Consider the following 13,026-nt stretch of genomic DNA (forward strand, 5'->3'; position numbering starts at 1 on the left):
TTTGGTACCGACATAAGGCGCGGTGGCGTGATATGCGATATCAGACGGCGGATTCTCGCATGCGCAAGGTGCGGAAAAGCGATAGCGACAAAACCGCTGCAGCCATGAAGACCGCCCCGATCAAGAACGCCACATCGACCGCCCCAAGCGCGTCGGCGACCGCCCCGGCAAGCGGTGGGGCAACCATCATCAAGGCGTAGTAGATGGAATAGAAGACACCTGTTCCAAAGGCACGTGAGGCCTCGGGAAGGATTTGGCCCGGCATTGCGACGATGGGACCGGGCGCGAGCCCTATTAGGAAACCGCCGAAACACAACAGCGGCGCAAGGGACCAAAGAGGTGCGATGAGAACGACAGGAAAAAGTACGATGCCTGAAAAGAGGCTGACAGATATGACAACGTAAGGCCGCGCAGTCCTGTCCGCCAGCCAGCCCCCCACCGGGATACCCACCGCCCCGAAGATCATGTAGAGGCTTGTCAACGAACTTGCCGCAGACGTGCTGAGCCCTCGGTCAAGAAGAACGAGGGGACCGAAACCGAACAACATCGCGAATGCTGCGTTGTAGAGCCCCCAGAGCATGGCGGCTTGTATCAACGAGGCCCACGGCAGCGCGGAGAAGGTGATCTTTGCAGGCGCAGGTTTTGATCCGTCCGGCGACCGATAGATGATGGAGTAAAGCAGCAGTGCCACGACCGTCAGCAGAATGAGGCCGTTCCACGCCATCGCAAGACCACCGAGATCCGCCAATAGCGGCAGGACAAGCAAGCTCAGGGCAATCCCGAGTGGCCAGGAGCTGATGAAAATACCCAAGGCGGTTGAAACACGGTGCCCGATGAACCAGTCCAGCACCATCTTGGTCATCAGGACATTGATGACCACACCACCTATGCCGGATATGACACGACCAGCGGCAACCCACCCGAAACCGGGCGCGAAAGCAACAGCGAAGCTCCCAAGCACCATGAGCCCAAGACTTGCAACCACCGTTCGCTTATCGCCGAACCACGTTCCTACCGTTCCGCCGAGCGTTGCGACAATCACGCCCGGTCCGAGATAGAGACCGATCAGCAAGCCGATATCCAGCAGCCGCAGCGCAAGGCTTTCGACGATGTAAGGCGAAAGAGCCGCGATAGACTGGAATTGGAAGGCCATTGTTGTGCGTGCGAAAAACAGCACGAAAAGGATGATCCAGCGTGTCTGCATCGGCAGGCCCCCATTCGCGGTGCAAACGCAAACTCGCCTTGCCCAGCACGCATCCAGCCACGCTAAGCGGCAAAACCTTCATTTGGCAAGGATTCTAAAGCTCGAAAACGAACACACCGCCGGGTGAGAGAAGCCCGGCGGTGTCTTGGTGCCTTGGGAACATGACCCCTGGAGGTAAGCCTAGCCTTGCTCTGGCACGAGTATCTCGCGTTTGCCGACGTGGTTGGCGGGAGAGACGAGGCCCTCGTCTTCCATCTGCTCCACCAGCCGCGCGGCTTTGTTGTATCCGATCGCCAATTTCCGCTGAATATACGAGGTCGAGCACTTGCGATCCTTGATGACGACCGCGACCGCCTGGTCGTATAGCGCGTCTTCACCATCGGTGTTGCCGCCCAGGCCCAGCACCGCGTCGATGCTGGCCTCACTCTCTTCAGCGGGTCCCTCGACCACGCCCGAGACATAATCCGGCTCGCCGAATTGCTTGAGGTGGTTGACGATCTCCTCGACCTCCTCGTCGCTGACGAAAGGTCCGTGGCAGCGGGTGATCTTGGCGCCACCGGCCATGTAAAGCATGTCGCCCATGCCCAGAAGCTGCTCGGCCCCCATTTCGCCAAGGATCGTGCGGCTGTCGATCTTCGAGGTCACCTGGAAGGAAATCCGGGTGGGGAAGTTCGCCTTGATCGTGCCGGTGATGACATCGACCGAGGGACGCTGCGTCGCCATGATCAGGTGGATGCCCGAGGCACGCGCCATTTGGGCAAGGCGCTGGATGCACGCCTCGATCTCTTTGCCCGCGACCATCATCAGGTCTGCCATCTCGTCCACGATGACGACGATGTAGGGCAGCGCCTCGGGTGTGTTCTCTTCGGTCTCGAAGATCGGCTCGCCCGTATCCTCGTCAAAACCGGTCTGTACCGTGCGGCTGAACATCTCGCCCTTGGCCAAGGCCTCGCGCACCCGACCGTTATAGCCCTCGATGTTGCGCACACCCATCTTGGACATCTTGCGATAGCGCTCTTCCATCTCGCCCACGACCCACTTGAGCGCGACAACCGCTTTCTTGGGGTCGGTCACAACAGGAGAAAGCAGATGCGGGATACCGTCATAGACGCTGAGTTCCAGCATCTTGGGGTCAATCATGATCAGGCGGCATTCCTGGGGCGTCAGCTTGTAAAGCAGGCTCAGGATCATGGTGTTGATCGCCACGGACTTACCGGAACCGGTGGTGCCCGCGATCAGCAAATGGGGCATCTTGGCAAGGTTCGCAACCACCGGGTCGCCGCCGATATCCTTGCCCAGTGCCAGGGGCAGGCGCTGGTTCCCATCTCCGAAATCCCGCGACGACAGGATTTCGCGCAGAACGACTTTTTCACGGTTCTCGTTCGGGAGTTCGATGCCAATCACGCTGCGGCCCGGCACTGTCGAGACGCGGGCAGAGAGCGCTGCCATAGAACGGGCGATATCGTCGGCAAGACCGATCACACGGGATGCCTTCAGACCGGGTGCGGGTTCCAGTTCGTACATGGTCACGACGGGGCCCGGGCGCACGGCAACGATCTCGCCCTTCACGCCGTAGTCGTCGAGAACGCTCTCCAGCATGCGAGCGTTCTCTTCGAGTGCCTCATCGCTCAGATGCAGTCGCTCGATGTTCTGCGGGTTTTCCAACAGATTGAGAGGGGGGAGTTCGAAACCCGGATGGGTTTCCTCGAAGCTGAGCGTTGGCTGCGCCTCGGCTTTGGCCTGCTTGGAGGGTTGGATCTGTTTGCGCGCGGGCTGCTGCACGATATTGCGCGGCTCGGCCACGGGGATCGGCACAGCCTTGGGTTCGGGTGCTTCCTGAAGTGGCAATGCGACCTCTTCCGCCGGTGCTGCCGGGACAGCCGACGGGGCGACGCGATCTAGCGAAAGCTTGGCGCCTGTCAACGGGGGCTCGGCCCGCGATGCCGTCAGGGGCGGCTCGGGCTTCAGTTGCGCGGGCTGCGGCGTGGTGTCGAGTACCAGCGCGTCGGGTCCCCGGCCGCGCCCCTTGGTCAGCGGCGCGGTCGTGGGCGTGTGAACGGCCGTGGTCGAGCGCACGCGGTTCTTGATCACATCTGCGATCTTGGAACGGATGCGCTCCTCGCCGGGCATATCGTCAAGCGCCACCTCGCTGAATGCTTCGACCAATTCAGGTTCCGGCATTTGCTCGGGCCGCTTGATCAGGCCGGGCATGCGTCCCAGGATGCCGGTTTTCTGTTCAGGAGGCTCGGCAGTAAGCATCGGCTCTGGCGGCAGCTTGGCGGTGGGAATGATGCGGGGTTGGCTGGCCTTGAAAGCAGCCTCTTCCTGTGCCGCGATGCGCTGCCGCTCGCGCCGCTCGGCCTGTCTTGCCTGTAGCCGGTGGCCGGCGTGCACCGCCCCACTCACGCTGCGGCCCAGCGCGGCCATCAGCAGGGCATAGGCCATGATCACACCCACCAGAAGGAAACGCGCGATGCGCATCAACTCGACACGGGTGAAGCCCAGAACGAAGGCACCCAGCGCAACGATACCGATCCCCATCACCACCGACATCAGCTTAACCGTGAAGGTGGAGCCGATGGGCAGCACCGTAAGGATCGCGCCCATCACGGTGTCACCAAAGAGACCGCCCAGACCAAAGCTGTGAGTCTGCAGCCATTCCGCCCCCGGTGCCAGCGTCGCGGCATAGATCGAGCCAAGTGCCACGGCAATCGGTGCAAAGATCAGGCGCCCGACCGCACGTTCCTGGCCCCAGTGCAGCGCAAAGCGCGCGCCCCAGAACAGCAGCACAACCGCGACACCCCAAGCGCCCCAGCCCACGATCATGAAGAGCGGTGCCGCGATGGAGGCACCCAGACGGCCCATCCAGTTTTGTACGGGTGCATCGGTGGAAACCATCCAGTTTGGATCGTCCGGCGTATAGCTGGCGATCATCATCGCGGCCATGACCCCGAACAGGATCAGCACGAGGCCAAGCAGTTCCTTACCGCGTTTTTCGATGGCCTCGGCCATGTTGCTGTCGAGCAGTGGATCGCGCCCGCGTGTCTGATATGCCATGCTCTCGTCCCTCTTCCTCATGCCGGGTAGAGGCAGTCGCGGATCAATTCCAATCCGCGCGCCGTCTCGTCGGCAGGCGCGACCAGCGCCACTCTTATGTATTTCTTGCCGGGGTTTTCCTGCCCCGGAACCTCCTGCGCCAGGTATCCGCCGGGCAGTACCTTCACTCCTGTCTCGCGCCACAGTTTCACTGCCGCTTCCTCGTCGTCCTCGACCGGGAGCCACAGGAAGAAGCCTGCTTCGGGGCTCACGTAGCCAGGCACGTTGCCCAGGATGCGGTCGGCGATCTGGTATTTCTCGAGGTAGAGCCGACGGTTTTCCTCGACGTGTTCCTCGTCGTTCCAGACGGCGGCGGCAGCCTGCTGCAATGGCAGCGGCAGCGGCGCGCCCGCGTAGTTGCGAAGCTGCTTGATCTCGCGAATCGTGTCAGGGCCGGAAGCCACGAAGCCAGAACGCAGCCCAGGCAGGTTCGAGCGCTTGCTGAGCGAATGGAAGATCACAACGCGGTTGCGGTCGGTGCCGAGCTCCTCGGCCACCTCCATAGCACCCGGCGGCGGCGTGTCGCGGTAGATCTCGGAATAGCATTCGTCGGCGAAGATCAGGAAGTCGTGTTTTTCGGCCAGCGCGATCAGTTTCGCCCAGTAGTCCCGGCTGGCGACAGCGCCCTGCGGGTTCGCCGGAGAGCAGATGTAAGCCGCGACCGTGCGACGCAGTACATCTTCGGGGACGCTCTCGAAGTCGGGCAGATGCCCCGTATCGGCTGTCGCATTCACCATGATCGGATCGGCGGCACCCGAGATCGCGGCGATCATGTAGACTTGGTAGAACGGGTTCGGCATCAGCACGGCGGGCCGTTCGCCGTTCTTGGTCTCGGGGCACAACGCGATGACCGCGTTATAAAGCCCCTCGCGCGTGCCATTGAGCGCCATGACCTCGGTCTCGGGGTCCATCTCAACCCCGTACCGCCGCTTGATCCAGCCCGCGATCGCCTGCTTCAGCTCGGGCGAGCCATCGTTGGGGGGGTATTTGTTAAAGCCTGCGGCGTTCTCGGTGATGACGGCCGTGACCCATGGCGGAAAAGCATGCTTGGGCTCCCCGATGGTCATCTGAATAAGCGGACCTCCGCCCTCGTGCACGTCCAGAAGAGCGCGCAGGCGCGGCCAAGCATGAGCCGGAAGGTTCGAAAACCGCTCTGGGTACACCATCAAAACTGCCTCGGATCGGGATCGTTCACGCCCCGTTTCTTTCAAAGTACCCAAAGCCCCGCCAACCGTCCAGAAAAACCAGAACGCAATCAGGGGTTTGTGGCATTTCCGCCAGTTTCAGCGCAGCGCTTCCTCGGCCGCCGCGCCAAGACGGAGAAGCTTTTCCTCCATATCTGGTGGGCAGACCACCGTCAGACCACAAGAAGGCGTATGGGTCGGCAGGGTCAGCCCGCAGAGGCCCATCAGGTTGCCGATGCGGGTGTTCCGCAGCGCCAGAAGGTTTTCGCTGAGGTAGAAATCGTGATCTTCCTCGAGCCGTTTCAACTCGGGCGGCAGGATCGGCGCGCTTGGCATCAAGACAGCGTCAAAGCCGGCGGTCTTTGAAAGATAGACCTTGCGCAGGGCGTCCAGGCGCGCCCAGTTTGCGACGTAGTCCGGGCCCGAGAAATCCTTTCCCAAGCGGAATCGCATCAGGATTTCCGAGTACATCTTGTCGGGGCTTTCCTCGATCATGTCGCGCCACAAACCGTAGGCCTCCGTGGTGATCAGGCAAGTCGACAGCGTCATGGCCTCGGCCACCTCGGGCACCTCGATTTCCTCGATCTGCGCCCCCGCATCGCGCAGATCGTCCAGCGCCGTATCAAAGGCCGCACGCGGGGCATCACGCACATCGTCAAGCGCCACGGTTTTCAGAACGGCAAAGCGCGTGCCCCTGAGCTCCGCATGACGCAGATCGGGGGCCTTGCGGCCTTCCAGCGTCGCAAGAAGCAGGGCTGCATCTTCGACAGACCGGCACAGCGGCCCAACCGTGTCGAACCTGAGCGCCAGCGGCACGACCCCTTCCAGCGAAAGGCGTCCCGATGTGGTTTTTAGCCCCACAAGATCGTTCCAGGCAGATGGCACACGGACTGATCCGCCCGTATCGGACCCGATTCCAGCAGCGGCGAGATTGAAAGCGACAGATGCCGCCGCACCGGAGGACGAGCCACCGGCAACTGCAGCCTCATCGTTTACGCAGGGCGGTGTGGCAGTGCTGGGGTTGTGACCGAGGCCAGAGAACGCCAATTCGCTCATATGCGTCTTACCGAGGCACACCAGACCGGCGGCGGTGGCATTGGACAGCACCTGTGCGTCACGCTCCGGCACCCGGCCCTCAAGCAGCTTTGTTCCCGCTTCGGTGACGATCCCAGCGGTATCGAAGAGGTCTTTCCAGGAAATCGGCACACCATCGAGTGGTGAGAGGCGGTGGCCGGATGCAGCGCGTTCGGAGGCAGCCTGCGCTTCCGCCAAAGCCCGGTCGGCTGTGACCCGCGCGTAGATGCGGTCGCGAAGCGGATGGGCGCCGATGGCATCGAGATAGGTCCGGCACAGGGCCACCGGGTCGATTTCGCCCCTGCCGATCCCGCGCCCGAGATCCGCCGCGGTCATTGTCAGCCATGCCTGCATGACATCCCCCTTGAACTGGTTCGAGGCGGAAAGTAGCGACGCTTGCGCACATGGACAATCCCTGCCTCACGGCCATATTGAGAGGCATGAAATTCGACACCGATATTGCCATCGTCGGCGGCGGGCTGAACGGCACCGCCCTAGCCCTCGCGCTTGCTCAGACAGGCCAGCGGGTCACGCTGATCGATGCGCTGGCCAGCAAAGTCCGCAAGGACGCGGGCTTTGACGGGCGATCCTATGCGCTTGCATTGGCCTCCACACGTCTGCTGGACGGAATTGGTATCTGGGACGATCTGGTCGAAAACGCCCAGCCGATGCTGGAAATCAAGGTGACGGACGGGCACGCCGGCAGCGGCCCCTCACCGATGTTCATGCACTTCGATCACGCCGAGATCGAGGAAGGACCGATGGGTTACATGGTCGAGGACCGCCATCTGCGGCGCGTGCTGCTCGATGCGGTAGGGCGGACCGATACGATCACCCGGATGGACGGCGAGAGAGTTGTCGACCAACGGGTCGACCCGGCGGGCATCTCCTTGACCCTCGCCTCTGGCAAGGCCTTGCGCGCGCGGCTCGCCGTGGGTGCGGACGGGCGCGGGACAGGCACGGGCCAGCGCGCCGGGATCAAGCGGATCGAATGGGGATATGGGCAAACCGCCCTTGTCTGCGCGATCGAGCACGAATTGCCGCATCACGGCGTTGCGCATCAGTTCTTCATGCCCCCGGGACCGCTGGCCATCCTGCCGCTCAAGGGAAACCGGTCCTCCATCGTCTGGTCCGAGACCACCGAGGAAGCTGCCCGGATCAACGCGCTCTCTGACGACGCCTATCTCGACGTGCTGCGCCCCCGCTTCGGCAGTTTCCTGGGCGAGATCAAGCTTGCCGGTGCGCGCTATATCTATCCTCTCGGTCTATCCCTCGCCCATGAGATGGTCGCACCCCGCGTGGCGCTTTTGGGTGATGCCGCGCACGGGGTACATCCCATCGCCGGACAGGGCCTGAATGCCGGTTTGCGGGACGTCGCCGCCCTCGCCGAGGTCATTGCGGACGCCGCACGGCGCGGTGAGGACGTGGGATCGGATGCCGCACTGGCGTGCTACCAAGAATGGCGGCGGTTCGACAACGTCACGCTGGCGCTGGCGACTGACAGCTTCAACCGCCTGTTCTCGAACGACAATCCGCTTCTGCGGATCGCGCGTGATATCGGCATGGCGGCTGTGAATGCATTACCAGGCTTACGGCGCGGTTTCATTCGCGAGGCTGCTGGTCTGACCGGCGATCTACCCCGGCTGATGCAGGGCAAAGCGCTCTAGTCGAGCTTGCGCGCCTCATCGACCAGCATGACCGGGATGCCATTGCGGATTGGATAGGCAAGGCCCGCGGCCTTCGACACCAGTTCCTGCTTTTCCGCGTCATAGCTCAGCGTCGTCTGCGTGCGTGGGCAGATCAGCGCCTCGAGCATCCGGCGGTCGAATTCGACAACGGTATCGCTCATTGTATGAGGCCTTCGTCCCGGCCGCCGCGCAGCGCGTATTCGATCAGGGTCACCAGTGTCTCGCGCCGTGTCTGCAACGACGGTGCCTCAAGCAGCGCCTGCTTATCCTCGGGGTCGAAATCCAGCATCATCGAAAGCGAATTCAGCAACAGCTCATCCTCCGCCTCCTTCAGCGTGGCCCAGTCCGCAGAAAGGCCGCGCACTTCGAAATAGCGGCCCAGAAGTTCCATGAAGGATTTGCGGCTGAAACCCGGATCGGCTTCCTCGCTGCCCAGATCACGCTCGAAACCTTCCCATTTGACCTCGCACCGGCGATAGGGGGTGAACCCCTCGATCTCAGAGACGACGCGAAACCGCGACACACCGCCAAGGGTAATCATGTAGCGGCCATCCTCGGTCTCGGAAAACTGGGTAATGCGTCCCGCGCAGCCAATGGTGTGCAGGCCATGCCCCTCGCGTCCGGGGACGGCGTTCGGCTGTACCATGCCGATCATCCGCTCCTCGGTCTTGAGCGCATCCTTGATCATCTGCAGATATCGCGGCTCAAAGATATGCAGCGGCAGCCGTGACCGCGGCAGCAGCAACGCCCCGGCCAACGGAAAGATCGCAATTTTATCTGGCAGTTCGGTTGGCGTGATCATGTGAGGGGACGTAGCGCTGCGCGATGATCAGGCAAATATCATCGAGCTCAATTTTCTGCGCCCGTTCAGCACCACGGGATCGTTGGGTTTGAGCGCGTCGAAAATGGTGAAAAGCTGCGTCTTTGCAGCGGCATCGTTCCATTCCCGGTCGCGCTTGAAAACCTCCAGAAGGTGATCCACAGCAGCGGCCGCATCGCCCTTGGCATAAAGAGCCTTTGCAAGGTCGAAACGGGCCTGCAGGTCGTCGGGGTTCTTTTCCACCGCCTCGGTCAGCTCGGCCACCGGACCTGCATTCTCAGCTTGCCGCGCAAGTTCGATCTGCGCATGGGCGGCTTCCAGCTCGGGCGACTTGGAAATCTCGATCGGTGCCCCGTTCAGGAAAGCCTCCGCCTGATCAAGATCACCCATCGCGATATGAGCCCGCACCATACCGCCATAGGCAGCGGCGTGCTTGGGGTCCTCTCCCAAAACGGCGGCAAAGGTCTGCGCCGCATCCGTAACCGCGCCCTCGGCAAGCATCTCTTCTGCAGCGGCGACCGCCTCGGCCAACCCGTCGCTGGGAGATTCGCCGCCCGCCGCCTTGATGACGCGATCAACGAAATTCTTGATCTCGGATTGCGGCAGTGCGCCCTGAAAGCCGTCGATAGGCTGACCCTTGAAAAACGCGTAGACAGTCGGGATCGACTGGATCTGCAGCTGACCCGCGATCATCTGCGCCTCGTCCACGTTGACCTTGACCATCTTCACCGCACCCTTGGCCGCGCGCACCGCGTCCTCAAGCATCGGACCCAGGGTCTTGCAGGGGCCGCACCACGGCGCCCAGAAATCCACAATGATCGGTGTCGTCTGCGACGCCTCGACGACGTCGGCCATGAAGGTTGCCTCAGAGCTGTCCTTGATCAGGTCTGCATCGGGGGCACCGGAGAGGTTCAGTTCCATCTTTCATGTTCCTCGCTATTCGCGTTTGACGCTTATATGAGCGCTTCGGCATCTGAATCAAAGGTCAAAGGTGGCAAATGCCGGGGCATGGTCGCTGGGCTGTTCCCAACCGCGCACCGCGCGCTGGATATGGCTGGAATGCGCCGCGTTCGAAATGTCGGGCGTGGCCCAGATATGGTCCAGCCTGCGGCCCTTGTCCGCCGTATCCCAGTCGGGCGAGCGATAGGACCACCAGCTATAGAGGTTCCCCTCCGGGATATCCTGCCGCGTGATATCGACCCAGCATCCAGCCTCCTGCGCATCTCCCAGCGCCTCGACCTCCACGGGCGTGTGGCTCACGACCTTCAGAAGCTTCTTGTGATCCCAGACGTCATCCTCGCGCGGGGCGATGTTGAGATCACCCACAAGAATGGATTTCTCGGGCCTGTCCCCGTGAAACCAGTCCCGCATTTCGGCAAGGTAATCGAGCTTCTGGCCAAATTTCTCGTTCACCGCGCGGTCCGGTTTATCGCCGCCCGCGGGCACGTAGAAATTATGGATCGTCACGCCATTCTCCAGCCGCGCCGACACGTGCCGCGCGTGACCCAGTGAGGCGAAATCCATGTCCCCCACATCCTCCAGCGGCAGCTTCGACAGGATCGCCACACCGTTGTAGCCCTTCTGTCCCCGCGCAACCACATGGCCATAACCCGCCTCCCGAAACCCCTCCATCGGGATTTTCTCAACCGGGCTCTTGCACTCCTGGAGGCACAGGACGTCCGGACCATGTTCGGCCAGCATGCGCAGCACCAGTGCCTCGCGCAGACGGACCGAGTTGATGTTCCAGGTGGCAAGGGTGAAGGACATGGGGGCTGGCTCCGCGTTTGATACCCGCGGAACCTAACCTCTGTGGCACGCAATCGCCATAGGGGCCGGCGGCACTACTGTCTTCTTCAAAAAAAAGGGCCGGACCAAAAGGCCCGGCCAGTCCAACAGGGAGGTATGTGTCATTACCCGGACACAAACTTCGGGATAGAGGAAGAGCGAAAACTCATGAAAAAATGCGCTCTTGCCGGTAAACTCTGGCGCCGGGGGAAAGTTCCCGACTCATGCAATTAATCTGTACCCGCCGGATTCGGTCACAAGAAGGCGCGCATTTGACGGATCTGGTTCTATTTTCTGGCGAAGCCGGTAAATGTGCGTCTCCAGCGTGTGGGTCGTCACTCCGGCGTTGTACCCCCAGACCTCGTGCAGCAGCACATCGCGGGGCACCACGCCCTCGGTCGAGCGGTAGAGAAACTTCAGGATGTTGGTTTCCTTCTCGGTCAGCCGGACCTTCCGGTCGTCTTCGGTGATCAGCATCTTCATGGACGGCTTGAAAGTATAGGGTCCGAGCTGAAAGACCGCGTCCTCGGACTGCTCGTGCTGGCGTAGCTGTGCGCGAATACGGGCGAGGAGCACTGGAAACTTGAAGGGTTTGGCGACATAGTCGTTCGCCCCGGCATCAAGGCCCAGGATCGTATCGGCATCGCCGTCATGCCCTGTCAGCATCATGATCGGGCTTTTCACCCCCTGCTTGCGCATCAGCCGGCAAAGCTCGCGGCCGTCGGTATCGGGCAGGCCCACGTCGAGGATCACCAGATCATAGATCGCCTCCTTGGCCCGCGCCATCGCGTCGGCACCATTGGCCGCCTCGAAGACATCGAAGTCCTCAGTCATGATAAGCTGCTCGCTCAACGCTTCGCGCAGATCGTCGTCATCATCGACGAGAAGGATTCTCTTGAGCTGTGCCATCGGCTGCCTCCCGTGTTACCTCGCATAGAGATGTGAGCATTGTGTTGCGCGAACAAGGTCTTGGCAGTTTCTCTCACGTCCTCGTGTGTCAATCACGCCGAATTGTTTCAATTCCGCCCCGTCTGACATAGATATCCTTCAACACCCAAGCGGAGTCGTAACAATAGATGAGCTTTGCCCCCGACATATCGGAGCAATTGGCCCGGGCCCGCGCCGATATGCGCATGGGCGTCCCGATTATGATTACTGGGGAGCAAAGCGCACTGGTGATGGCGGCGGAGACCCTGACGGCCGAGCGGCTTGCAGACCTTCTGACCCTCGGTGGCGATCCGGTGCTCACCATCACCGCCCGGCGGGCCGAGACGCTCAAGGCGCGGGTCTACGATGGGGACGTCGCGCGCATCGCCCTGCCGCAAGACGCCACGCCCGGCTGGGTGCAAAGCATCGCCAACCCCGCAGACGACCTGCGCACCCCGATGAAGGGGCCGTTCTCCTGCGCCCGCGGTGGCCCCGTTGACGTCCACCGCGCCGCGTTGCAGCTCGCGAAATCCGCGCGTCTGCTGCCTGCCGTGCTGGTCCTCGGCCTGCCGGATACCGATACGCTGGCCGCGCGCCACCATCTCACCCAAATCGACCTGGCCAAGGCCGCCCCGGTCCTGGGCACGAGAAGCCCGCTTCACCCCGTCGTCCACGCCCGTCTGCCCATGGAAGTGTCAGAGGCCGGTCGGCTCCATGTCTTCCGGCCCGAGGACGGTGGCGAAGAACACTATGCCATCGAGATCGGCAATCCCGACCGGGCGAAACCCGTGCTTGCACGGCTGCATTCCGCCTGTTTCACCGGTGATCTACTGGGCAGCCTCAAGTGCGACTGCGGCCCGCAACTGCGTGCGGCGCTCGCACAGATGGGCGCCGAAGGTCAGGGCGTACTTCTCTATCTCAATCAGGAAGGGCGCGGTATCGGCCTTGCTAACAAGATGCGCGCCTATTCGCTGCAGGATCAGGGCTTTGACACTGTCGAGGCCAATCACCGGCTGGGTTTCGAAGATGACGAACGCGACTTCCGGCTGGGCGCGGATATTCTGAAATCCATGGGTTTTACCGCCGTTCGGTTGCTGACAAATAACCCGCGCAAGGTCGAGATGATGAAGGCCAGCGGCATCGCGGTGGCCGAGCGCGTTCCCTTGCGGGTCGGAGAGAACCGCCACAACGCCGACTACCTCGCGACGAAGGCTGCGAAGTCAGGGCATCTTCTGTGAGCCGCGGTCC

At 62.0% G+C, this 13,026-nt stretch carries 11 protein-coding genes; 2 read left to right on the forward strand and 9 right to left on the reverse strand.

Annotated features, from left to right (window positions below):
• Positions 1 to 40 precede the first annotated feature (40 nt).
• The 4 genes from AB2B41_RS09880 to AB2B41_RS09895 form a co-directional block, all read right to left on the reverse strand.
• Complete coding sequence (locus tag AB2B41_RS09880; protein WP_367877617.1) at positions 41 to 1,204, reverse strand: MFS transporter; 1,164 nt, start codon at positions 1,202 to 1,204, stop codon at positions 41 to 43.
• A 180-nt stretch (positions 1,205 to 1,384) separates the two neighbouring features.
• The gene (locus AB2B41_RS09885; RefSeq protein WP_367877618.1) at positions 1,385 to 4,261 is read right to left on the reverse strand and encodes a DNA translocase FtsK; all 2,877 of its coding nucleotides are present in this window, start codon (positions 4,259 to 4,261) and stop codon (positions 1,385 to 1,387) included.
• Between the two features lie 17 nt (positions 4,262 to 4,278).
• On the reverse strand, positions 4,279 to 5,466 hold the full coding sequence (locus AB2B41_RS09890; RefSeq protein ID WP_367877619.1) for an aminotransferase class I/II-fold pyridoxal phosphate-dependent enzyme: 1,188 nt from the start codon (positions 5,464 to 5,466) through the stop codon (positions 4,279 to 4,281).
• Between the two features lie 117 nt (positions 5,467 to 5,583).
• Positions 5,584 to 6,912 (reverse strand): amidase, encoded by a 1,329-nt coding sequence (locus AB2B41_RS09895; protein ID WP_367877620.1) that lies wholly within the window; start codon positions 6,910 to 6,912, stop codon positions 5,584 to 5,586.
• Positions 6,913 to 6,998: 86 nt separating this feature from the next.
• Here AB2B41_RS09895 and AB2B41_RS09900 point away from each other — a divergent pair, with 86 nt between their 5' ends.
• Complete coding sequence (locus tag AB2B41_RS09900) at positions 6,999 to 8,225, forward strand: FAD-dependent monooxygenase (protein ID WP_367877621.1); 1,227 nt, start codon at positions 6,999 to 7,001, stop codon at positions 8,223 to 8,225.
• Here the strand turns inward: AB2B41_RS09900 and AB2B41_RS09905 are convergent.
• From AB2B41_RS09905 to AB2B41_RS09925, 5 genes are all read right to left on the reverse strand, one after another.
• Entirely contained in the window at positions 8,222 to 8,407 is a 186-nt protein-coding gene (locus tag AB2B41_RS09905; protein WP_367877622.1) for a Trm112 family protein, read from the reverse strand. The genes AB2B41_RS09900 and AB2B41_RS09905 overlap by 4 nt on opposite strands.
• On the reverse strand, positions 8,404 to 9,048 hold the full coding sequence (locus tag AB2B41_RS09910; protein ID WP_367877623.1) for an LON peptidase substrate-binding domain-containing protein: 645 nt from the start codon (positions 9,046 to 9,048) through the stop codon (positions 8,404 to 8,406). The genes AB2B41_RS09905 and AB2B41_RS09910 overlap by 4 nt, the downstream gene beginning before the upstream one ends.
• Positions 9,049 to 9,075: 27 nt before the next feature.
• Positions 9,076 to 9,987 carry a thioredoxin gene (gene trxA / locus AB2B41_RS09915; protein ID WP_367877624.1) on the reverse strand — a complete coding sequence of 304 codons (912 nt, stop codon included), beginning with the start codon at positions 9,985 to 9,987 and terminating at the stop codon, positions 9,076 to 9,078.
• A 57-nt stretch (positions 9,988 to 10,044) separates the two neighbouring features.
• A complete protein-coding gene (locus AB2B41_RS09920) occupies positions 10,045 to 10,833 on the reverse strand; it encodes an exodeoxyribonuclease III (RefSeq protein WP_367877625.1) in 789 nt (262 codons plus the stop codon).
• Positions 10,834 to 11,073: 240 nt separating this feature from the next.
• On the reverse strand, positions 11,074 to 11,760 hold the full coding sequence (locus AB2B41_RS09925; RefSeq protein WP_367877626.1) for a response regulator transcription factor: 687 nt from the start codon (positions 11,758 to 11,760) through the stop codon (positions 11,074 to 11,076).
• A 167-nt stretch (positions 11,761 to 11,927) separates the two neighbouring features.
• Between AB2B41_RS09925 and ribA the strand changes: the two genes are divergently transcribed.
• The gene (gene ribA / locus AB2B41_RS09930; RefSeq protein ID WP_367877627.1) at positions 11,928 to 13,016 is read left to right on the forward strand and encodes a GTP cyclohydrolase II; all 1,089 of its coding nucleotides are present in this window, start codon (positions 11,928 to 11,930) and stop codon (positions 13,014 to 13,016) included.
• Positions 13,017 to 13,026 lie beyond the last annotated feature (10 nt).

The organism is Sulfitobacter sediminis (genome assembly GCF_040811725.1).
In the GTDB taxonomy this organism is placed as follows: Bacteria; Pseudomonadota; Alphaproteobacteria; order Rhodobacterales; family Rhodobacteraceae; genus Sulfitobacter; species Sulfitobacter sediminis.

Coding starts and splice junctions, on each gene's coding strand:
- AB2B41_RS09880 (WP_367877617.1), bottom strand. CDS start 1,204: ATGCAGACACGCTGGATCATCCTTTTCGTGCTGTTTTTCGCACGCACA.
- AB2B41_RS09885 (WP_367877618.1), bottom strand. CDS start 4,261: ATGGCATATCAGACACGCGGGCGCGATCCACTGCTCGACAGCAACATG.
- AB2B41_RS09890 (WP_367877619.1), bottom strand. CDS start 5,466: ATGGTGTACCCAGAGCGGTTTTCGAACCTTCCGGCTCATGCTTGGCCG.
- AB2B41_RS09895 (WP_367877620.1), bottom strand. CDS start 6,912: ATGCAGGCATGGCTGACAATGACCGCGGCGGATCTCGGGCGCGGGATC.
- AB2B41_RS09900 (WP_367877621.1), top strand. CDS start 6,999: ATGAAATTCGACACCGATATTGCCATCGTCGGCGGCGGGCTGAACGGC.
- AB2B41_RS09905 (WP_367877622.1), bottom strand. CDS start 8,407: ATGAGCGATACCGTTGTCGAATTCGACCGCCGGATGCTCGAGGCGCTG.
- AB2B41_RS09910 (WP_367877623.1), bottom strand. CDS start 9,048: ATGATCACGCCAACCGAACTGCCAGATAAAATTGCGATCTTTCCGTTG.
- trxA (WP_367877624.1), bottom strand. CDS start 9,987: ATGGAACTGAACCTCTCCGGTGCCCCCGATGCAGACCTGATCAAGGAC.
- AB2B41_RS09920 (WP_367877625.1), bottom strand. CDS start 10,833: ATGTCCTTCACCCTTGCCACCTGGAACATCAACTCGGTCCGTCTGCGC.
- AB2B41_RS09925 (WP_367877626.1), bottom strand. CDS start 11,760: ATGGCACAGCTCAAGAGAATCCTTCTCGTCGATGATGACGACGATCTG.
- ribA (WP_367877627.1), top strand. CDS start 11,928: ATGAGCTTTGCCCCCGACATATCGGAGCAATTGGCCCGGGCCCGCGCC.